The sequence below is a fragment of the Actinoplanes sp. NPDC049548 genome (genome assembly GCF_040676695.1).
Classification (GTDB): Bacteria; Actinomycetota; Actinomycetes; order Mycobacteriales; family Micromonosporaceae; genus Actinoplanes.
In genome coordinates this window covers 86110-106336 of record NZ_JBFAPM010000008.1, presented here as the reverse complement: position 1 = coordinate 106336, position 20227 = coordinate 86110, and the positions used below count along the sequence as shown (strand labels likewise).

Sequence of the window (20227 nt, the reverse complement as noted above, 5' to 3'; positions counted from 1 at the left end):
GGTACCGTGCCGGACGGCCCGGGAAGGGCAGGCACGCCTCGGCGAAGCGGAGAACAACGATGCCCATCAACCGCAACGGCATGTGGCCGGAAGTGCGGCCCTCCACCGGTGGCCGCACCTACTCGATCCTGTTCAGCCCCGACGGGCGTCATCTGATCAGTCACCTCGCCGGCGATCGGGTACGGGTGTGGGACCTCACGACCCGGACGCCCCTGTTCGAGTGGACCGACACCCACGACCCGGTCTTCGGCCCCGAGCCGTCCACCGTCGTCGACCTCGAGGTCGACTACCTGGGCAACGGAGTCCTGCTCTGTACCGACCTGCGGACAGGCCTCACGCAGTCGCGGAAGTGGCCGTACGAGGACGGATGGCCGCTGTCCGGTGTGGACGGAAGACTGGAGTTCCTGGTCACCACCGCCGAGGGGGAAAAGGCGATCGTCGACGCCGGGACCGGCGCCATCCGCTGCGTGCTGTCGGGAGCGACGGACGACGTGGGCCGGGGCGTGCCGTCGCCGGACGGACGCCTGCTGGCGGCACCCAGCTGGAAGACCCGGAGGCAGCCGATCCCGATCTGGAGCACGACGGACGGCGTCCAGCGCGCGGTGGTCCCCTCCGGCGGCTGGATCTCGAGCGTGGTGTTCCTGCCGGGCGGTGCCCGATGCCTCATCACCGGCGACGACACGACCAAGGTATGGGACTTCGCCACCGAGGCGGTGGTCCTGGAGATCGACGGTGACGAGGTCGCTGTCTCGCCCGACGGCAACCGGGTGGCCGTCACCGGCGACGACGCGGCCGTCGTCATCTACTCCACGGCGACCTGGGAGCCGCTCGTCACGCTGGAGGACGCCGGCTCGGTGAATACGATGGCGTTCAGCCCCGACGGCACATACCTCGCCACCGGCCACACCGACGACTCGGTCATCCGGATGTGGGACAGCTGGTCCGGCCGGTTCGATCACGACCTGAGCGGCGTGACGCGCGAGGTGCACGCGCTCGCGTTCAGCGCCGACGGACGACGGCTCACCACGGTCACCGACGACGAGGTGCGCATCTGGGAGATCGCCGGGGAACGGCCGGCGTACCGGCTGCCGGCGTCGGACTGCGCGGTCAACACGGTGGCGTACAGCCCGGGTGGAGGCGTGCTCGCCGTCGCCGACGACGAGACCGTACGGTTCTTCGACGCCACGACCGCATCGCCCGCCGGCGCCCTGGAGCCGACCGGTTCTCCCGTCCTGGCACTGGCGTTCGCGCCCGGCGGCGGGATGCTCGCGACCGCGTGCGAGGACGGCACGGTCCACCTGTGGGGCGCCGGGCGGGAACATGTCGGCGTGCTGGACGGCCATGGCAGGCCGGCCTGGTACGCGGCCTTCCACCTCGACGGCCGGCACCTGGTGGTCGCCGACGACGAGACCGTCTGCCTCTGGGACACCACCACCGGGCAGTTCGTGCTGCACCTCGCGGAGCCCGGGAACCGGGTGGACGCGGTCGCCCTCGCACCCGACGGACGCGGCTACGCGATCGGCACCGACCGCAGCGACAGCCTGGCCGTTTATCGAGCCGCCGGCACGGAACCGGCCACGCCGTTCTCGGACACGGTCAGCTGCATGGCGTACTCGCCGGACGGGGCGCTCGCCGTCGGCAGCGAGGAGAACACCGTGCACATCCTCAAGGACCCCGGCTCGGGTGACTGGAACGGGTTCCTCAACGGCCACGCCGGCCAGGTCCGCTCGCTGGCCTACTCCCCCGACGGCCGGCTGCTCGCCGTCGGGTGCGACAACGGGACCGTGCACCTGTGGGACGCCGCGTCCGAACGGCGGCTCGCCATGCTGATCGCGCTCGACGACGGCGGATCGGCGATCGTCCGCGACAGCGGGCAGCGCCTCGTCGACGGCTCACCGAACGGCGAGCTCCGGTTCTGGGACGGCGGTGCGGCCGCTACTTCTCCCGCCGGAACTTGGTGACCGACGGGTCGTTGGCGATCTGGTCCGCGGCCCATTCCATCCGGGTCGTGAACTCCTTCGGCTGCTTGATGCGACCGCGCATGAGGTCGTCGACGGCGGCCTGCCACTGCTTGTCCAGGTTCACGTACCAGTCGTTGAGCCGCCACTGGAGGACGTTCGTCCCGGCCCGGCTGAGGACCTGGCTCGCCGACGTCAGCGCGGTGGACCCGGTCACGGTGTCCGCCGAGCCCCGGACGCTGGCCAGCGACCGGGTGGACCGGGCGAAGGCGGCCGCGCCGGCCGTGGAGGTCATGATGCGCAGATACTCCAGCGCGCCCTCCTTGTTGGCGGCCTTCGCCGGTACGACGAACGACCCGACGGCGCCGGCCCGCACACTGCCGTGCGGCAGCACGTCGTCATCACCGACGCTCCACACCGGCAGCAGGGTCAGCTCCACACCGGGCCGCAGCGTCTTCTTCATCTCGTTCTCCAGCCAAGTGCCGCAAGGAACCAGCGCCGCCTTGCCGTCGATCAGCGCCTGCTGGCATTCCAAGTGACTGAGGTTCTCGCTGCCGGCGAGCACCCACCCCTTGGCCACCATCTCGATGACCATGCCGAGCGCCTCGGTGACGGCCTCCTGCCGCCACGCGCCCTGCTCGAGATTGTCGATCTTCATGGCCGCCGCGGTGCCGCCGATCTTCTGGATCCAGTCCGCCAGCGGCCAACCCATGTAGTACGGGTACTTGCCGGGGTGCGCCCATGGCGCCATGCCGGCGGCCTTGATCTTCGGCGCGAGGGCCCGGAACTCGTCCCAGGTCGTCGGCGCCTCCCAGCCCTTCGCCCGGAAGAGCGCGGCATCGTAGTAGACCCCGAACAGCGTGTACGCGTAGTTCAGGGAATACACCGTGTCGTTGAAGGTGCCGGACTCGGCCGTACCCGGAAGCAGAACGTCGCGGACCTTCACGCCCGGGTCGTCGATGGTGGGCGCGTTCAACAGCCCGTCCAGCTCCGCCAGCTGCCCGTCGTTCACGAGGGCGCCCAGCTGGAACTGCTTGGCCCCGTCGTTGAGCACCACGTCCGGCGGGTTGCCGGCCACCAGCCGCGGCTCCACCAGGCCCTCGATGTCCTTGGTCGGCACGTGCGTGACCTTGGCATCCGGGAACTTCGTCCGGTACATCGACTGATGCACCTTGGCGTACTCGTCGCCGTACCCGCCGTTGAAGATGACGACCTCGAGGGGCGCATCCGCCCGAACCCGGAAGGGGTCGTCACCGGCGTCCTCGTCGTGGCCGCAGGCGCTCAACCCCGCGGGCAGCAGCGTCAGAATCGGCACGGAAGCGAGCCCTCGCAGGACCGTTCGTCGACTGCCCGTCGGCTCCCCCACCATGAACGCCTCCGGATCCCCGCATCCAGTCCAGACGTCGTCTGAATGTACCGGCAGCCAGCCCCCCGCGAAGCGCGACAGAAGAAAACACCCCACCGCTGCTCAGGGCAAAGAAGAGACACCGCCTACCCGACCGCAGCGACACCGCGACCACCCGACACCGCGACCACGCGGACCACCGCGACCACCGCAACGCGGGGTCTCCGGGGGCTCGGCCCCCGGAGCCAACAAGACGAGGGGCCCCGGTCCGCGCTTTCCGCGGACACAGAGCCCCTGCCACTCGTGGAGCTGAGGGGACTCGAACCCCTGACCCCCACACTGCCAGTGTGGTGCGCTACCAGCTGCGCCACAGCCCCTTGCGATGTCCGGTCTCCCGGGCACTCACGAAATAGTACACACCCTCCGGGACCCCTCCGCAGGGAGGTCCTCAGTTCAATGACACGTCCGGGGGGAAGTGCGCCACCGCGGCCAGGATGTCGCCCTGGCGGCGCAGGACCATGGCCCAGAGGTCGTCCGGGCGGTTCACGAACGGGTCGCCGGGCAGGGCGTCGAACACGAACCAGGAGCCCGCGGCGATCTCGTCCTCGAGCTGCCCGGGGGACCACCCCGAGTAGCCCGCGAACACGCGGATGCCGGACACGCTCTCGCGCAGGCGGTCGGGGTCGGCGGAGAGGTCGACCGTGCCCAGCGCGCCCGCCACCTGGTGGAAGCCGGTGACCCGCTTCTTCACCTCCGGGCGGGTGCGGGCCAGGCAGATGGCGGACTCGGGCTGGACCGGGCCGCCCTCGAAGAGCACCGCCGGGTCGCCGGCCAGGCTGCCCCAGTCCCCCAGGACGTCGGCGACCGGGACCTCGGTCGCCCGGTTCAGCACCACGCCGAGCGCTCCGCCGGTCTCATGGGCCACGAGCAGCACGACCGTACGGTCGAAGTTGGGGTCTTTGAGCGTCGGCGTCGCGACCAGCAGTTGCCCGGTCATCGACTCCACCGACCGACCTCCGATGCGCTGCTCTTCACTGAACACGACAGCCCCGCCTTCCCGCCATGCTTGGACATTAGCTTGCGGTTCCGGCCACCGATAAGGTCTGCGCATGAACGAGCGACCCTCAGAGGCGGAGATCGGCGTCATCGGCGGATCGGGGCTCTACGCTCTGCTCGACGGAGCCACCGAGCACGAGGTGTCCACGCCGTACGGTGCGCCTTCGGACCCGGTCACGGTCGCCGAGGTGGGCGGCCGGCGGGTGGCGTTCCTGCCGCGGCACGGCCGCGACCACCGCTTCCCGCCGCACAAGATTCCCTACCGGGCCAATCTGTGGGCGTTGCGCTCCCTGGGGGTACGCCAGATCGTGGCGCCCTGTGCCGTCGGTGGACTGCGCCCTGAGCTGGGGCCGGGCACCTTCGTCGTGCCGGACCAGCTGATCGACCGGACCAGCGGACGCGAACAGACGTTCTACGACAGCGGGGCCGTGCACGTGTCGTTCGCGGACCCGTACTGCCCGGACGGCCGGCGCGCGGTGCTGACCGCCGCCGAGCGGGTGGATCCGGTCGACGGCGGGACGATGGTGGTCATCGAGGGGCCGCGGTTCTCGACCCGGGCGGAGTCGCGCTGGTTCGCCTCGATCGGGGGCACGATCGTCAATATGACAGGTCACCCGGAAGCGGTACTCGCCCGCGAGCTGGGGCTCTGCTACACGTCCATCGCGTTGGTGACGGATCTGGACGCCGGGGTGGAGGGTGACCACGGGGTCACCATGGAGGAGGTCTTCCAGGTCTTCTCCGCCAACACGGCGAGGCTGCGGGAGGTGCTGCTGGATGCCGTGACCCGCCTGCCCGCGGAGCGTACGTGCGCGTGCGGCAAGGCGCTGGACGGCATCAAGCTCCCGATCGAGCTGCCCTGACGGCGGGCCTCAGCGGTTGCTGCGGGGGCTCTCCGCCGTACGGATGCGCCGCTTGGCCGGCTTGGCCAGGTACATCGCGGTGTCCGCCCGCTCCATGACGTCCTCGGGGCTCTGACCGGGCTCGGCGACCGCCAGGCCGACCGTGCCCCGGCTGATGACGGGGCCGCAGGTGAGCTCGAGCGGGCGGGCGAACGTCTCCCGGACCGCCTCCGCGGCGGCGTCGGCCTGGGCGGGCGTGGCGTGCGGCAGCAGCACCGCGAACTCGTCGCCGCCGAGGCGCGCGACGGTGGCCTGCTCGTCCACGGCCGCGCGGATCCGCTCGGCAACGCCGGCCAGCAGCTCGTCGCCGATCTTGTGACCGCGGGTGTCGTTGACCGCCTTGAAGTCGTTCAGGTCGACCAGCAGGACCGCGTACGGCGCGCCCGCGCGGTGAGCCAGATGCAGCCGCTCGAACAACAGGCGGCGGTTCGGCAGCCCGGTCAGCATGTCGAAGTAGGCGGCCTGGTGCAGGTGCTGCTCGTACAGGCGCTGAGCGGTCACGTCGAGCAGGGCCAGGACGACGCCGGAGCCGCCCGCTCCCTTCGCGATCGGCACGGTCTGCACCTTGAGCTGCCGGGTGTCGCCGTCGGGGCGGACGAGCTGCACCTCGAGCTTGGCCCGGCCGGCGGCCGCCACGACCTCGCTCAGGTCCACCGGCCGGCCCTCGACGTCTTGCAGGCGCAGGTCGCTCAGCTGCAGGTCGCCGCTCTCCGACGAGCCGACGAGGTCGGCCACCGCCGGGTTGGCGAGCATGACGGTGCCCTCGGCGTCCGCGACCACGACGGGGAACGGCAGCTCCGTCAGCACGGCGCCGACGAGCGCGTTCTGGGCGCGCTGCTGTTCCTGGAGGCGGAGCATCATCGCGCGGGTCCCGTACACCAGGAAGCTGGTCGTGGGCAGTGAGATCATCGCGCCGGGCACCCCGATGATCGCCGGGAACAGTTCGATGGCGACGAACCAGGTGACCAGGTACCCGGCCTGGGAGACGACCAGCCGGGGAAGGCTGCCGATCGCGGCGCGGAACAGCAAAGCCATGAAGAACGTGCTGATGACGGGGTAAACGGCTGTCACCTGTGAAAGAAGCAGGAGAATGCCGCCGAACTCGATCGCGTCGACCCACAACGGCACGGGCCGCTGCCGCCGGAACTCCACCACGCGCAGGGCGAGGCCGAACGCCTGCACGGCGGCGCACAGCACCGTCGCACCGGCTCCGATGCCCATGTGGGCGACCTGAGCCGTCAGCCCCACGCAGCTGAGGGTCAGCGACAGCAAGAAGGTCAGGCGCAGGGCTCGGGACAGGTCCTGCCGCACGAATGACCGCACCCGGCCGTACCCGGTCCGCAGCGCTTCTCCCACCATGGGTACGACGATCGCCGCGGCCGGGCAGCGCCCGGGGCCCGCCCGGGTGCAATCGCGTATCAGCCGCTCGCGGGGGTCCCCTCGGGGTCCGCGGGGCGCGCACGGTCGCTGTCGGCGGTCGCGTCGGCCGGCCGGGCGGCGAACATCCGATCCTCGTCCAGCGCCGACGTCTGCACGACGAGCACGTCACAGACGGCGTTGCGCACCACGCCGGCCGGCACGGATCCGAGGAGCTGACCCTGGCTGGCGCCGAGACCACGGTTGCCGACCACGATCAGGTTCGCCGGGTTGACCCCGACGGTGTCCAGGAGCGCCTGCGCCGGGTCCCCGGCCACGAGCCGCTGCTCGATGTACCGCGCCCGCTCCCGGGTGAGCCCGGTGACGGACTTCTCGAGCGCTTCGCGAGCCGCTTCGACGCCTCGCAGGTCCCGGTGCATCCCTTCCGCATACTCGGGCCCCGGCCCGTCGTCGTCCCGGTACGCCGTGACGACGACCAGCTTGGCCTGGGCCGCCTGCGCCACCTCGGCCGCCCGGTCGACGGCGTACAGGCTGGTCGGGGTGCCGTCGGAACCCACCACGACCCGGTCGTAGACGGTGATGCTGCGCTTGCTGCCGAGCGGCACGATCGGCGACTCGTCCGCCTCGTCGGGCGGGTTCACCCACAGCATGGCGAGCGCGCCGATGCCGAGCAGGACGCCGGCCAGCGTCATCGCGTTGCTGCCCTTGCTGTCGAGCCAGTGGTTGAAGATCCAGCCGAACGTCACCGTCTCGATGAGCATCGGCACCACGATCATCATGTTCAGGATGCCCATGTACACCCCGGTGCGCTTGGCCGGCACCATGCTGGCGACCATCAGGTACGGCACACCCACGGCGCTGGCCCAGAAGATGCCGAGCCCGATCATGGGCACCAGCGCGACGTACTGGTTGTCGATCCGCGCCAGCCAGACCAGCGCGACCGCGGCGAGCCCGAGAGCGATCGCGTGCACCCGCTTGGCGCCGAGCCGCTGCGCGAAGCCCACCAGGAACAGCGCCGAGATCATCGTGACGAAGTTGTAGGCGGCGTTCTGCAGGCCGCTCCAGGCGATCGCGTCGTCCCAGGCGGGTCCGCCCTGCTCCGGGCTGGCATTGAAGACGGTCTCACCGAGGCTCACCGCCAGGAACTGCCAGTAGATGAACATGGCGTACCACTGGAAGAGGAACACCACACCGATCTTGTGCATGGCGATCGGCATCGCCTTGACGGCGTCCTTGATCTCGACGATCGCGTGGTGGAGACCCTTGGGCGCGGACCGGATCTCCGCGAGCTCCTCGTCCGAGGGGGTCAGTTCTTTGGTACGCGCCATCGCGGTGAGCACCGTCAGCAGGATGCACACCGTGCCGATCATGAAGCAGACGTACATCCAGTAGGGCACGCCGTTCCCGGCGGTCTTCTCCAGCGCCGTGACCTTCTGCAGCAGGAACAGCGACAGGTTCGCGAGCACCGCACCGGCGCCCGTGAACATGCTCTGGGTCAGGAACCCTCGCGCCAGCTGGGACTTCGGCAACCGGTCCGAGATGAACGCCCGGTACGGCTCCATCGAGGTGTTGTTACCGGCGTCGAGCAGCCAGAAGCAGATGACGGCCACCCACAGGATCCCGACGAACGGGAACACGAACAGGATGACCGCGCAGAGGATCGCGCCGGCGGTGATGAACGGCCTGCGGCGGCCCCACCGCGGGGACCAGGTGCGGTCGCTGATCGCCCCGATGAGCGGCTGGATGAGCAGCCCCGTGACCGGCCCGGCGAGGTTGAGGATGGGCAGCTGGTCGGGGTCGGCCCCGATCAGCAGGAACAGCGGGTTCACCGCGGACTGGGTGAGGCCGAAGCTGAACTGCACCCCGAAGAACCCGAGGTTCATCATCAGCAGCGCGGTGCCCGTCATGAGCGGCCTGCGCTCAGCCGGGCCGTCGCCACCAGTCGTCACGGTCTCCGATGTCGCAGCGGTCATGGCGACCTCCGGCCTATGTGATCCACGTCACTTGCGTCTCGACGCTAAGCCCGCCACCCGCAGCTCGCAACCGCTGTCGATGGACCCTCGACGATCGGCGCTCCCATGTAATAGCGTGCGAGAGAAGTGAGCTAGGTCACTACCTCAGCTCCGGTCGGTCGACGGTGGACAGGAGACGACGATGAGCGAATGGAAGACCATCGTGGTCGGCGTCGACGGATCACCCGGCAGCCGCAAAGCCCTCACCTGGGCAGCCGCCGAGGCCGCAGACCACAACGCGGACCTGGTGGTGGTCAACGTCTGGGAGCACACACTGCTCCCCCCGGCCGGCAACGTCACCGTGTCGGAGAGGTACGTCCCCGACCCGAGCCAGCGAACCGCCGACGACCTGGTCCAGGTCATCAAGGAGGAACTCGGCGACGACCCGGCGATCCTCGTCAAGCCCCAGGTGAAACAGGGTCGCGCAGCGAAGATCCTCATCGACGAGTCGGAGAACGCGGACCTGCTCGTGGTGGGCAAACGCGGCCACGGCGGCTTCGCAGGCCTGGTCCTCGGCTCAGTCAGCCAACACGTCGCCGCGTACGCCAAGTGCCCGGTCGCGGTGGTCCGCTGACCGACCGGCTACGGCTCGGACGACGTCGGCGTTCATCGCCGGCTCGAGTGCGACGGCCTTCCATTCTTCGAGTCGGCCTGCGGCATGGTGGCCAGCGGCCTCAATGCCGACGGTCTCGGGTTCGCCGGAAACCTCGTCGCCACCGGTCTGTCCGCCATCGGCGCGGTCATGGACCCGCTTCAGGCGGTGTTCGCGGCCGGCGTCGGATGGCTGATGGAGCACGTCTCCTGCCTACGGGAACCTCTCGACAGGTTGATGGGTGACCCGAAAGCCATCGAGGGTCATGCACAGAGCTGGAAGAACGTCGAGCAACGCATCTACGACGCCACCGGCTTCTTCGTGGCGGAAGTGAACCGCAGCACCGCGGCATGGGCAGCGGCATCGGCGGAGGCGTACCGGCGTCGCGCCCACGCCCACGCCGACGGCATCCAGGCCATGGGAAGGATCGCGGACGACATGAGCAAGGCCACGACCATCGTGGGCGCCTTGGTGGGCGTGGCGCGCAACACCATCCGCGACATCATCGCCGACAGCCACCAGCGGGTCGATGTCCTCATCGGCTGACCATCCCTTCAGTCCTCAGTGGCCGACGATGACGGCGCGACGCCGGCGGCGCACCCCTTGAGAGATCCCACAGCCTTTCGCCACTCGGCGAACCGGGACCGAGGAAGGCTTCAGCCCGCAGTCCGCTTCGCCACGGCGACCGCCTCACGTACGACCTGCGCGCTCGCCGGGGTGCCAGGAAGCTCGCCGAAAGCACCGTAGGGAGTCACGTACACCGGAGTATCCCGCTGGGTGCGCCAGTTCTCCGCGAGCGGGCCGGCGTCCACAGTGTCGAAGCCGAGGCTGTCGAAGAGCTCGGAGACCGCCTGCTTGGCGGCGGCGTCGTCACCGGCGATCGGCAGCGCGGACCGGTCAGCGCTGCCCGCCGGGCGCGCCAGGGACCGCAGGTGCTCGAACCAGATGTTGTTGAATCCCTTCACCACGCGGGCTTCCGGGAGATGCCGCTGCAGCAGCTCGCCGGTGGTGCTGGAGCCGTCCTCCAGCTCGGCGAAGACGCCGTCGCGCTCCGGGTAGTAGTTGTTGGTGTCGATGACCACCTTGCCCGCGAGCGGCGCCGCCGGAACGTCCCGGTACGCCCGCAGCGGCACGGTCACCACCACGATGTCGCCGGACGCGGCCGCCTCGGCGGGGCTTGCGGCACGCGCCTTCGGCCCCAGCTCCGACACCAGGTCCTGAAGAGTCTGAGGACCGCGCGAATTGCTCAGCACCACGTCGTGACCGGCGGCGACCGCCAGCCTCGCCACTGTGCTGCCGATATTGCCACTGCCGATGAGTCCGATGGTCGTCATGCCAGCGGCAACCTCGGCGCTCCCCGACCGATTCCGGTCAGCAGCACACCGTGACAGGCGGCACACCGGCACCAGCCGCACTCAGCGGACCACCGCCGCTGCGGCGCTCCCTCAGCCTCAGTCGGGCTGTTCCGGCAGGGACGTCGGTGGGTTGATCCACTCAGCGAGACTCTGCGCGCCGGTGCGGACGGTGGGATCCGGGTCCTTGGCCAATGCCGTGAGCGATTGCTGAAAGACGATTGGCTGGGCGACGGTGTGGACATGTTCCGCAATGGCTGCGGAGAGATGATCGAGGTGTTCGTCGTCGGCTGCGGCGACGGCGCGAGCCAGGAGGCGCACACCGGTGACGTCGCCGCGTTGCAGCACGGCCCCGGCAGTGGCGTCGGTGACGGCGGTGTCCTGAGCGTCGAGGAGCAGGGCCAGGAGCCGATCGGCGACGTCATCGCGGTCGGCATGACGAGCCAGGTCCTGGCCGGCTTGAGCACGCGCCCTCCAGTCGGGTGACGACGCGGCGCTGATTGCGGCGGCGAGATCGGTGGGCGGCTGCATAGGGATCAGGCTTGCACGTCGATCGCGCAAAGGGTGCGTCCGGGTAGCCAGGGCTTGCGGGTCACCAACCCCGGCCAAAACAGCGGGACTTGGCAGGCATCGGCCAAGGTCCGGTATCAGCGTGAGGACGCCTATCACACGAAGATCGTCCGCGCTTACGACACCGTGTAAGTGCAATCTTGAACAACGCGGTTCCAGCCGTAGGAGAATGGCTTCACCGGCGGCACCCACGCGGTGTGCGGCACCGACAACCGAGGCAAGGGCCAATTATCGTCAGTGCGGGCCCGATAGGAAGGTATAAGTGGCGCATCCGAGAAGTAGCGTCGCGGCGAACGCCGCCCCTCCGGCCAGGATGGCATTCGGAGGGTTCGATCCACCTACCCAGGAAAGAACGCCAGCGCCCGCAGAAACTATCGCAGCAGCTATCACGATAATTGCCAACCAAATCTCGCGCGCGGGTGGCTGCTTACTTGGTCGCGCCTGACTCGCCATGACTCGGACCTTTCAAGGTAGGTCGCGCCGCGGAATGCGACAGAGTAGCGAATGCGTCCGTCGACATGCCGATCGCATCGACGCCATCGCTCGAAAGTGGACGCTCGCCGAACGAGGGATGACACTTCGGCGATGGCATGAGCCTACCTATAGGGCAGGACTGGACAAGCCCTGATTCCCCAGTTAGCACTGTAGGCACCTCGGTCTGCAATTGCAAATAGCACAACGCAACTTGCGAGGCAGAAGTGAGATTGCATATCTGCAGGCCAGCGGCATCAGCGCGTCGACAAAGCGTCCGGGAGGGAAACTTCGCCAGTCCAGATGAATACCTATGTCGCAAATCGCAGGATGTGCCGGCGCGCCAGGGCAAGACGCATGAGGGACCCGCAGGGCACCCGTGTGAGGCTAGCGAACGACGTGATTGCGCGCGTGGGCTTGTTGTGGCCGGGCGAGTTGCAGTGCGCGGACCTGCAGAACTACCAGCTTGAACCCAACCGATGACTGCTACCCGTTTCCGCCATCGACCTCTGACAAGGGGTTGCAAGAGGTAGCGGAGCGAGTATCAGCTCAGCGTGCATAGAAGCCGCCCTCTGTACGCAGTGCGGCGCTGTTAGCCGTTCGCGCCGCGTTCAATTCATCGGGGCCGGGAATCAGCAACTTGTTCCAGTTTTTTCCGACGTCCTGCGCGAAAGTACTCAGGCTACTGGTCAGGTCGCACTGCAGAGCGTCGATCGACTTCGAGAGTTCGGTCATGGCGTTCTGCATGCCGGCGATGATCGGCGGGACGGTCATGCCGCCGATGTCGACCTTCTTGTTCTGCAGCGGTCCGGTGTTGGACAGGGTCGTGGCAAGGCTCTGCAGGCCCTCGACACCGACGGCGGCGGCGAACGCAGCTCCGCCGGCCCCGGCCGTGGCACCCGCGAAGATCACTGCGGCGATCGCGCCGGCGATGGTGAGCAGGGCCACGGACTTGGAGGCGTTCGCGCCCGGACACCAGGCGTCGAGGCCCTCGAGTGCCTTGTAGGTCTTCTGCCCGATCTCCCAGATGTCGGTGTTGATCCGCCTGTTGATCTCGAGTTGGACTTCCAGGCCGAGCGCCAAGGAGAGAGCGAACTCGCGCTGGAGCGCCGCGGCCCGGACGTTGTTCTTGAGGTACTGCTCGAAGGCCAGAGCAGCGCCGCCGGTCCATTGCTTCATGTGGCCGTTGATCAGATCGACGACTTCGCCGACCTGGGCAGTGCCGGTGATGGGACTGACCGCCTGCGGTGTGGCCACTGTGTTGTTGCGAGAGGTGAGCTGAAGGTCGACCTGGACGGTCGCGGCGACCGAGTACAGCGCGTCGAGCATCGACCGGCTGTCGTCCGGGTTCGGCAGGGCGAACCCGGCGAACATCGCCGGGATCTCGGCGTACGCCTGGGTCACGTACGCTCGCAGGTTGCCCTCGTCGTCCGGCCGGCCGCTGGTCGGGGTGGTGTAGCCGGGCACCTGGGTCTGCTGGCCGGTGTCCGACCGGGTGGCGTCGTTGTTGGCGGCCTGCTGCGCCTCACCGTACGACTCGGCTTGGTCCATCGTCACCTCGATGGCCTTCTTGCGGATCTTCTCGCCGAGAGCCTGCAGATCGGCTGGGCTGTGGTACGTGAATGCCATGGTTCCTCCCCGTTGTCGCCGAGCTAGGCGTCGGTGTCCTTGAGCACGACCGGCGGCGGCGCGCTGTACGAGAACTTTTCCTCAGCCTCTTGCAGGCCAGGCGTTTGCCCGTTCGCCCACGCCGATTCCAGACTCGTGCGCGCGCCCTCGTCGGTGGCTGTGTACGCCTCCACGATGTGTTCCATGACGACCCCGGCGTCGAGGAAGTTGTTCGCCGTCTTTCCGAGGATGTTCTGCAGCTCGTCACGCAACGAGGCCCAGACCGCATAGCTGGCAGCGGTTCCGCCGCCAGGCGAGGCAAAGGCGGCGGCCTCTCCGCCGGCCGTGCTGTTGACCGCCTGATTCATCGACGCGTACGTGGAACTCAACGTCGGCAGGTCGACCCGGCCGACGATCCGCAGCTGCGACAACTCGGCTGCGAACTGCCACCCTTCCATCGGAGCACCTCTCGTTGGGACGAATTGATCAGGAGCCGTTGCAGGACACACCAGAGCTGGGCGGCCGCACAGTACGCGGCGTCTGCGGCGCGTAGATCTTCGTCTTGGCGAAGTCCAGGCCGGGCAGAGGACCGACCGAGAATTTCGGCTTCAGCAGCGTCTGACCGACGATCAGGTCCGAATCGGCGTAGATGACCTTGTCGGTCCTGTCCCTCATGACCAGCACGAACTCGGCGACACATACCTGAGCCGACGACGGCTCAGCGGTGACGGTGCCGGTGACGTCATACCTGCCGAGTTCGTCTGGCTCGCCCCGAGTGGGATCTACCACCTCGGTGTGCGCCCAAGCGGAGAAGTCTTCCGGCGGGTAGACCCCGAAGCTGATCACCTGGACCTTGAGGCTGCCAACCTTCTGATCACGGCGCAGGTGCAGTGCGCCGGCCACGGCCAGTTCGCTGTCAGGGAACAGAACTCCGCCGGTCGCGGTCTCCTCACTTCCAGCGACTCCCTGGCCGGACGGGTCCAAGGCGGCTACCCGGAAGCGCAGCTCGCGGACCACCTGATCACACCGACTGCGATACACGAATCCGTACTTGAACTTGGCGGCGTCGGCCCAGGTCGCCGTAATCTCCGGCGAACAGTCCGGCCGGGGCGTCGCCGACGCGCTGGACACCGCCGACGGCGTCGGCCCGGCGACCGTCGGGTCCGCGTCGCCGCGTCGCACGATGATGGTCACTGCCGCCGCAATCAGCAGGACGACGATGCCGATCAGCAGCCAATGGCCCGGTTTCAGACGGCGTCCATCGGCCTGATCGTCGGTCATGTCACTCCCTATCCGGCGGTCCGCATCGAGCGGGGCAAACCGATGTCGTAGACCGCGTCCGTCAGCAACATCACCTTCGCCTGGTGGTCAGCGAGCAGGGCTACCACCGCGCTGCTCAGCTCCGCGAGGAACTCCTGCTCGGTCAGCGACCCTACCGGCTCGCCCGCGATCTCGACCTGCCACGACACCAGCGCCCGGCTGCGCAGGGTCACCCAGCCGTTCGCCGAGACACCGGCAATGTTCAGCTGCTCCAACTGCCGCTGAAATTTACGGTCCTCGTCGGTGGGCTCTGGCTCTTCATCCTGGTCGGCCCAGGACGTCGCGATCTCCAAGTATCGGCGCCGGTATTGAGCCCAGAGCAGGGTGGCCAGCGCCTCCAGCTGGTGGGCCAGGCCGGCGGCGCGATAGCTGCGGTACGTGTCCCAGGCAAACGTGACTCGCACGTCACCTCGGCCGCGAGCCGTCGCCGTCAACCTGCCGTCAGGTGATTGGGCCTCGACGTCAAGCAGGCTCAACCGTTCTGCCAACTCCCCCATGCAACCTCCCCGTCAGCCCACCAACGCTATCCGAGCCGGTCGATCGGCCGAAGATCGCCCGGACGATCGTACGCATCTACGCCGGGTGGCCCACTTCGCCGGCGCGAGCTGTCTTGGCAGGCCGGCATCCGTGCCACCGCGTCCTCAACCAGGCGTTTTCACGAAGATGCACCTCGACGCGGACGACGAGGGCCCCTTCGTGTCCTGGGCGGTGCCGCTGTGGGTTCGGATAAGCACCCTCTGGTGGAGTTGCTGTCCGCCTCTACTCGAACCCGACCAGCCGAGCGCAACCACCACACCGCGGGGCGTCCGGGGGCTCGGCCCCCGGAGCAGACATACGGAACGGCCCCCGGTTCGCGCAGTTGGCGAACAAGGGGCCGTCAGCCGTGGAGGTGCCGGGAATCGAACCCGGGTCCTTCGTTGTTTTGTCAGGGCTTCTCCGAGCGCAGCTCACTATGCCTCTACTCGGCCCCACCGATCACGTGAGCAAGTCGTGTGTGACGGGCCCAGTCGCTGATTGATCTCGCCGTGCGGCCCCCGCGACCGGGGCCGGTTGGCCAACCTCCTAGCTGATGCCGGAGATCTGAGCCGGAGGTGTGCTCAGTCCGACAACTCCGCTACTCGCCTCAGGCGGCGAGAGCGAAGTGCTTGCGCTGGTTATCGGCGCTTATTGGTTTCCGACGACCGATTCTCGAGACGACGTCGGCTTCCTCGGCTCGCTTCCCCTGTCTCCACGTACGAAGTCGAAACCAGTCACCCCCTCGTAGGGCCGCCACGGTTGCGGCAGCCGTACAAGCCTAACGTGTCCGGGGCCGGACTTCATTCCGGTATCAGCCCATGCGGCAGGGCGTGCCGTTCACCACGCACCCGGTCGGGTGTACGCGGTCGCGGGTGCGCTGGGTTGCCTGGAAGCCGAAGGTGGCGGTGGCGCCCGGGGCGAGGTCGGCGGCGGTGAAGGTCCAGGTGTTGCCCGAGTGGCTGACCTGGGCGTTCCAGGCGGTGGTGACCTCGACTCCGGCGCGCGACGGGTAGGTGATCCTGACGCGCCAGGCGTGGGCGGCCGGGCCGGTGTTGGTGACCTGGACGGCGCCGATGAAGCCCTGGTCCCAGGTTGCTCCGGTTCGGTAGTTGGCGGTGAAGGTGCCCGCCGGGGTCGGCTTCGGCTTCTTCGGCGTGGGCGCCGCAGAAGTGGGCGCCGTAGAAGTGGACGTCCCGGAAGTGGACGCCGCGGAAGTGGGCGCCGCGGTCGAGCGCTTGGGGCGGGGGGAGGGCGCGGCGACCGGGATCGTCGACGGCAGGACGGAGCCGGCGGCTGCCGGGGACGGGGACGCCGGGGACGAGGTCGACGGGATGACCATGATCGGCGTCTGCTGGTCGCTCGGGCCGGCTGCCCGGGCCGCTACCCAGGCGACCAGGATCACGAGCAGTGTTGCGGCGGCGGCGATGAAGGAGTAGCGGGGCAGGCCTAGCTGTCCTGTCGGGGGCTTGCCGGACAACGGCGATCCCTTCGCGCGGTGGAATGGGCCGCGGCGAGGTTACCCGTCAATCCATGCCCTTGCTCCGGCGGCCCATGGCGCGCTGGATTTCCTTGTTCGCGTCCCTGGTGGCGAGATCCTGGCGCTTGTCGTACGCCTTCTTACCCTTCGCCAGGCCGAGCTCGACTTTCGCGTACCCGTTGTGGAAGTAGACCTGGAGCGGCACGAGGGTGACGCCGTCGTCGCGGAGCTTGCCCATCAGCTTGTTGATCTCCTCGCGTTTGAGGAGCAGTTTGCGGGTGCGGCGCGGCTCGTGGTTGGTCCAGGTGCCCTGGGTGTATTCCGGGATGTGCATGCCGTGCAGGAAGATCTCGCCGCCGTTCTCGTGGCCGAATGCGTCGACCAGGGAGGCGCGGCCGGCGCGCAGCGACTTGACCTCGGTGCCCGTCAGTGCCATGCCCGCCTCGTAGGTGTCGAGGATGGCGTAGTCGTGCCGCGCTTTCCGGTTGGAGGCCACAACTTTGCGCCCCTGCTCGCGCGGCATCCGTGCACTCCTTACCCGAGAAAAAGACCATCCTACCGTCGGGTCAGCAGAAGCAGCTCGGCAGATAGTTCAGCGGGTTCTTCGGTACGCCGTCGAAGCGCGTCTCGAAGTGCAGGTGGTATCCCGTCGATGCGCCCGTGGTGCCGACCCGGCCGATGACCTCGCCGCGGCGGACGTACTCGCCGGGGTGGACGTTGATCTGAGACTGGTGGCCGTAGCAGGTGGAGAAGCTGCGGCCCTGTTTCTTGCCATGGGCGATGCACGTGTACTTGCCGTACCCGCCGTTCCAGCCGGCCCGGATGACCCGGCCGCCGGCCGCCGCGTGGATCGGTGTGCCGCCCGGGGCCGCGATGTCCGTGCCGGCGTGAAGCTGCCACACGTGGTAGTAGGGGTCGTAGCGCGTACCGAAGTTGCTGGTCTTCCAACCGTGGACCGGCATGAGCAGCGCGCCGCCGACGTAGGAGCCGCCGCCGTTCTTGTCGTCCCAGCCGCGCAGCGCGTCCTGGATGCGGGCCTCCTCGGCCTTCGCCTGCTCGTACTTGGCGAGGACCGCGGCGCGCTGGGACCGGGCGACCCGCAGCGCGGCCTTGCGGCTCTGGGCGAGCTTGATGACCGCGGCGCGGGCACGCTGGGCGGCGGCCTGGGCGTCGCGGGCCGCCGCGAGCTTGTCGGCGGCCTCACGCTCGGCGTCCTCGGCGGCGCGCTGGGCGAGACCCGCCCGGTCCTGTTCGACTCGCGCGAGCCGCTGCGCCACCATCAGGTCGTCGACGTCCTCCTGCTGGTTCTGCATGACCTGGTCGACCATGCCCAGCCGGTCCATGGCGTCCTGGGGTCCCCGGGCCCCGACCAGCACGTTGAGGGCGGCGAAGTTGCCGCCCATGTACGACGCGGCGGCGATGTCGTCGACCCGGTCGCGGGCGTCCTGCACCCGGCCGGCGGCGGCCTCGAACCGAGCGGCCGTCGTGTCGTACTTCTCGCGGGCGACGTCGGCCTTGCGGCGGGCGGTGGCGGCCTGCACGGAGGCCGCGGCGACGACACCGCGGGAGACGGCGACCTTGTTCTGCGCGGCCGGGAGCGCGGCGGTGGCGACCTCCAGCCGGCGGGCGGCGTTGCGCGCGGTCGCCGTGGCGTCCTCGAGGATCGCCTCGGCCCGGTCGGCGGCGCGGGCGGCCTTCTTCGCGTCGCTCTGGGACGGGTCCGCGAGGGTGGCGCCGGGTGCCGCCACGGCGAGCCCGGCACTGCAGAGCACGCTCAGGCAGACGGCCAGCGCGGCACGGGACCGGCGGTGTCGGCGTCGGTTGAACTCCACGAAGAGTCACCGTACTCCGACTTTCCGTCGCTATTCGGCGAAATCGCCCAGAACGGCAATCGCCGCGCAACCCGTACGGGATGCGCGGCGACCGGTGCCCCGAGGGCCGTCAGACCTTGAGGTAGAAGCGCAGGGTGATCCAGGCGGTGACCGCTGAGACGCCTGCGCCGACCGCGGCGAGCAGCGGCAGCATCAGCCAGACGTTACCGTCCGGAATCGGCGTGAGGACGTTCGTGAGCGCCTGCAGGCGGCCGTCGAGCAGCACCACCTTGCCGATGAAGATGAACACGAAGCCGAGGATGGCGCCGATCAGGCCGGCCACCACCGCCTCGAGGACGAACGGCGCCTGGATGAACCAGTTCGACGCGCCGACGAGCTTCATGACCGCGACCTCGCGGCGCTTGCTGTACGCGGCGACCTGGATCGTGTTGCCGACCAGCAACAACGCCGCCAGGGCCATGAAGCCGGCCACCACCAGGGCCATCACCTGGATCGCGTTGAAGATCTTGAACACCTTCTCGAGCAGCTCCCGCTGGTCGACGATGTCCTGGATGCCCTGCTGACCCTTGATCGCGTCGGCGAAGGTCTTGTACTGCTCCGGGTCCTTGAGCTTGACCCGGTACGACTCCGGGAGGCTGTCCGGCGTGACCGACTTGACGAAGTCGGGCGAGTCCCGCCAGAGCACCTTGAACTTCTCGAAGGCCTGCTCGCGCGTCTCGTACTCCTTGGACTGCACGAGCGGGCTCTGTTCGATGGCCTGGTTGATCGCGGCGCGCTGGGCCTCGGTGACGTCCTCACGGAGGAAGATCGAGACCTCGATCTCCCCGTAGTAGTAGTTCTTCATCTGGTCGACCTGCATGTACATCAGCACGCTGGCGCCGAGCATGGTGAGCGACACCGACATGGTGATGATCATGGCGATGGTCATCGTGACGTTGCGCCACAGGCCGACCAGCACCTCGTTGAGGACGTACTTGAAACGCATCGGGGGTTCCTTCCGGGACTCCGCGTTCGTAGATCAGGAAGCTGTGGGGGCGGGGCCCGGTTGCCTAGCCGTAGACGCCGCGCGCCTGGTCGCGGACGATGCGGCCGCTCTCGATCTCGATGACCCGGCGGCGCATCTGGTTGACGATGTTGGAGTCGTGGGTGACCATCACGACCGTCGTGCCGGTCCGGTTGATCCGGTCGAGCAGACGCATGATCTCGATGGACGTGTCCGGGTCCAGGTTGCCCGTGGGCTCGTCCGCCAGCAGGATCAGCGGCCGGTTGACGAACGCCCGGGCCACGGCGACACGCTGCTGCTCACCGCCGGAGAGCTCGTGCGGGTAACGGTGCTCCTTGCCACCGAGACCCACCAGCTCCAGCACCTCGGGCACGACCCGGCGCGCCACGGCCTTGGTCTTGCCGATGACCTCCAGGGCGAAGGCCACGTTCTCGTACGCGGTGCGGTTGGGCAGCAGCCGGAAGTCCTGGAACACACAGCCGATCGAGCGGCGGAAGTGCGGGATCTTCCACGACCGCATCGAGGTGACGTCCTTGCTGTTCACCACGACCTTGCCGCGGGTGGGCGCCACCTCGTGCAGGAGGAGCTTGATGATCGTCGACTTGCCGGAACCGGAGGGGCCGATGAAGAAGACGAACTCACCCTTCTCGATACCGACGCTGACATCGTCCAACGACGGCCGAGACGCCTTCGGATACGTCTTCGTCACGTTCTCGAGCTGAATCACGGGTGGAGAGTCTACGCGGTGTAACGAAAACGCCAACCCCAGCGGTGGCCGGTTTTCGCGTCCCGTGAGGCTGATCTTCGGACCGCCGGGCGGAACATGCACTCAAGGTGAA

At 68.5% G+C, this 20227-nt stretch carries 19 protein-coding genes, 1 tRNA gene and 1 other RNA gene; 4 read left to right on the top strand and 17 right to left on the bottom strand.

Translation table 11 applies throughout. The features are described from left to right. Positions 1-59: 59 nt before the first annotated feature. Entirely contained in the window at positions 60-1961 is a 1902-nt protein-coding gene (locus AB0J80_RS17880; protein WP_364705810.1) for a WD40 repeat domain-containing protein, read from the top strand. Here AB0J80_RS17880 and ngcE read toward each other — a convergent pair. The 3 genes from ngcE to AB0J80_RS17865 all read right to left on the bottom strand — a co-directional run bounded on the left by ngcE (position 1936) and on the right by AB0J80_RS17865 (position 4300). Further along, a complete protein-coding gene (gene ngcE / locus AB0J80_RS17875) occupies positions 1936-3273 on the bottom strand; it encodes an N-acetylglucosamine/diacetylchitobiose ABC transporter substrate-binding protein (protein ID WP_364705808.1) in 1338 nt (445 codons plus the stop codon). The genes AB0J80_RS17880 and ngcE overlap by 26 nt on opposite strands. 334 nt (positions 3274-3607) lie before the next feature. Further along, positions 3608-3680, bottom strand: a tRNA-Ala gene (locus AB0J80_RS17870). 71 nt (positions 3681-3751) lie between these two features. Continuing rightward, positions 3752-4300 (bottom strand): YqgE/AlgH family protein, encoded by a 549-nt coding sequence (locus AB0J80_RS17865; RefSeq protein ID WP_364705807.1) that lies wholly within the window; start codon positions 4298-4300, stop codon positions 3752-3754. Between the two features lie 112 nt (positions 4301-4412). Between AB0J80_RS17865 and AB0J80_RS17860 the strand changes: the two genes are divergently transcribed. Next, on the top strand, positions 4413-5219 hold the full coding sequence (locus AB0J80_RS17860; protein WP_364705805.1) for an S-methyl-5'-thioadenosine phosphorylase: 807 nt from the start codon (positions 4413-4415) through the stop codon (positions 5217-5219). 9 nt (positions 5220-5228) lie between these two features. Here the strand turns inward: AB0J80_RS17860 and AB0J80_RS17855 are convergent, their stop codons facing one another. Next, positions 5229-6617 carry a sensor domain-containing diguanylate cyclase gene (locus tag AB0J80_RS17855; RefSeq protein WP_364705803.1) on the bottom strand — a complete coding sequence of 463 codons (1389 nt, stop codon included), beginning with the start codon at positions 6615-6617 and terminating at the stop codon, positions 5229-5231. Between the two features lie 59 nt (positions 6618-6676). Next, positions 6677-8608 carry an MFS transporter gene (locus AB0J80_RS17850; RefSeq protein WP_364705801.1) on the bottom strand — a complete coding sequence of 644 codons (1932 nt, stop codon included), beginning with the start codon at positions 8606-8608 and terminating at the stop codon, positions 6677-6679. A 181-nt stretch (positions 8609-8789) separates the two neighbouring features. Between AB0J80_RS17850 and AB0J80_RS17845 the strand changes: the two genes are divergently transcribed. Together AB0J80_RS17845 and AB0J80_RS17840 are read left to right on the top strand one after the other, a co-directional pair. Next, positions 8790-9221, top strand: coding sequence for a universal stress protein (locus AB0J80_RS17845; RefSeq protein WP_364705799.1), 432 nt, complete (start codon positions 8790-8792; stop codon positions 9219-9221). Between the two features lie 84 nt (positions 9222-9305). Beyond that, complete coding sequence (locus AB0J80_RS17840; protein ID WP_364705797.1) at positions 9306-9785, top strand: hypothetical protein; 480 nt, start codon at positions 9306-9308, stop codon at positions 9783-9785. 110 nt (positions 9786-9895) lie between these two features. Here AB0J80_RS17840 and AB0J80_RS17835 read toward each other — a convergent pair whose 3' ends face one another. The 12 genes from AB0J80_RS17835 to ftsE all read right to left on the bottom strand — a co-directional run bounded on the left by AB0J80_RS17835 (position 9896) and on the right by ftsE (position 20115). Further along, positions 9896-10573 (bottom strand): NADPH-dependent F420 reductase, encoded by a 678-nt coding sequence (locus AB0J80_RS17835; RefSeq protein WP_364705796.1) that lies wholly within the window; start codon positions 10571-10573, stop codon positions 9896-9898. Between the two features lie 117 nt (positions 10574-10690). Further along, positions 10691-11122 carry a hypothetical protein gene (locus tag AB0J80_RS17830; RefSeq protein WP_364705794.1) on the bottom strand — a complete coding sequence of 144 codons (432 nt, stop codon included), beginning with the start codon at positions 11120-11122 and terminating at the stop codon, positions 10691-10693. A gap of 1059 nt (positions 11123-12181) precedes the next feature. Next, positions 12182-13261 (bottom strand): hypothetical protein, encoded by a 1080-nt coding sequence (locus AB0J80_RS17825; protein ID WP_364705792.1) that lies wholly within the window; start codon positions 13259-13261, stop codon positions 12182-12184. Positions 13262-13284: 23 nt separating this feature from the next. Next, positions 13285-13698 carry a hypothetical protein gene (locus tag AB0J80_RS17820; RefSeq protein ID WP_364705791.1) on the bottom strand — a complete coding sequence of 138 codons (414 nt, stop codon included), beginning with the start codon at positions 13696-13698 and terminating at the stop codon, positions 13285-13287. 28 nt (positions 13699-13726) lie between these two features. After that, positions 13727-14521 (bottom strand): hypothetical protein, encoded by a 795-nt coding sequence (locus tag AB0J80_RS17815; RefSeq protein WP_364705789.1) that lies wholly within the window; start codon positions 14519-14521, stop codon positions 13727-13729. An 8-nt stretch (positions 14522-14529) separates the two neighbouring features. Further along, positions 14530-14964 carry a hypothetical protein gene (locus AB0J80_RS17810; protein ID WP_364705788.1) on the bottom strand — a complete coding sequence of 145 codons (435 nt, stop codon included), beginning with the start codon at positions 14962-14964 and terminating at the stop codon, positions 14530-14532. Positions 14965-15441: 477 nt separating this feature from the next. Continuing rightward, positions 15442-15818, bottom strand: a transfer-messenger RNA (tmRNA) gene (gene ssrA, locus AB0J80_RS17805). Positions 15819-15887: 69 nt separating this feature from the next. Beyond that, positions 15888-16553, bottom strand: a complete 666-nt coding sequence (locus AB0J80_RS17800; RefSeq protein ID WP_364705786.1) for a cellulose binding domain-containing protein — start codon at positions 16551-16553, stop codon at positions 15888-15890. A 46-nt stretch (positions 16554-16599) separates the two neighbouring features. Beyond that, positions 16600-17076, bottom strand: a complete 477-nt coding sequence (gene smpB / locus AB0J80_RS17795) for an SsrA-binding protein SmpB (RefSeq protein WP_364705784.1) — start codon at positions 17074-17076, stop codon at positions 16600-16602. Positions 17077-17119: 43 nt separating this feature from the next. Further along, positions 17120-18385, bottom strand: a complete 1266-nt coding sequence (locus AB0J80_RS17790) for a M23 family metallopeptidase (protein WP_364705783.1) — start codon at positions 18383-18385, stop codon at positions 17120-17122. Positions 18386-18494: 109 nt separating this feature from the next. After that, a complete protein-coding gene (ftsX, locus tag AB0J80_RS17785; protein WP_364705780.1) occupies positions 18495-19370 on the bottom strand; it encodes a permease-like cell division protein FtsX in 876 nt (291 codons plus the stop codon). Positions 19371-19434: 64 nt separating this feature from the next. After that, positions 19435-20115, bottom strand: coding sequence for a cell division ATP-binding protein FtsE (ftsE, locus tag AB0J80_RS17780; RefSeq protein ID WP_364705778.1), 681 nt, complete (start codon positions 20113-20115; stop codon positions 19435-19437). Between the last annotated feature and the right edge of the window lie 112 nt (positions 20116-20227).

Excerpts from the sequence above, each read along its gene's own strand:
- AB0J80_RS17830 (WP_364705794.1), bottom strand. The coding sequence starts at position 11,122 with ATGCAGCCGCCCACCGATCTCGCCGCCGCAATCAGCGCCGCGTCGTCA.
- AB0J80_RS17840 (WP_364705797.1), top strand. The coding sequence starts at position 9,306 with ATGGTGGCCAGCGGCCTCAATGCCGACGGTCTCGGGTTCGCCGGAAAC.
- smpB (WP_364705784.1), bottom strand. The coding sequence starts at position 17,076 with ATGCCGCGCGAGCAGGGGCGCAAAGTTGTGGCCTCCAACCGGAAAGCG.
- AB0J80_RS17850 (WP_364705801.1), bottom strand. The coding sequence starts at position 8,608 with ATGACCGCTGCGACATCGGAGACCGTGACGACTGGTGGCGACGGCCCG.
- AB0J80_RS17825 (WP_364705792.1), bottom strand. The coding sequence starts at position 13,261 with ATGGCATTCACGTACCACAGCCCAGCCGATCTGCAGGCTCTCGGCGAG.
- AB0J80_RS17855 (WP_364705803.1), bottom strand. The coding sequence starts at position 6,617 with ATGGTGGGAGAAGCGCTGCGGACCGGGTACGGCCGGGTGCGGTCATTC.
- ftsX (WP_364705780.1), bottom strand. The coding sequence starts at position 19,370 with ATGCGTTTCAAGTACGTCCTCAACGAGGTGCTGGTCGGCCTGTGGCGC.
- AB0J80_RS17815 (WP_364705789.1), bottom strand. The coding sequence starts at position 14,521 with ATGACCGACGATCAGGCCGATGGACGCCGTCTGAAACCGGGCCATTGG.
- AB0J80_RS17845 (WP_364705799.1), top strand. The coding sequence starts at position 8,790 with ATGAGCGAATGGAAGACCATCGTGGTCGGCGTCGACGGATCACCCGGC.
- AB0J80_RS17865 (WP_364705807.1), bottom strand. The coding sequence starts at position 4,300 with ATGACCGGGCAACTGCTGGTCGCGACGCCGACGCTCAAAGACCCCAAC.
- AB0J80_RS17820 (WP_364705791.1), bottom strand. The coding sequence starts at position 13,698 with ATGGAAGGGTGGCAGTTCGCAGCCGAGTTGTCGCAGCTGCGGATCGTC.
- AB0J80_RS17880 (WP_364705810.1), top strand. The coding sequence starts at position 60 with ATGCCCATCAACCGCAACGGCATGTGGCCGGAAGTGCGGCCCTCCACC.
- AB0J80_RS17860 (WP_364705805.1), top strand. The coding sequence starts at position 4,413 with ATGAACGAGCGACCCTCAGAGGCGGAGATCGGCGTCATCGGCGGATCG.
- AB0J80_RS17835 (WP_364705796.1), bottom strand. The coding sequence starts at position 10,573 with ATGACGACCATCGGACTCATCGGCAGTGGCAATATCGGCAGCACAGTG.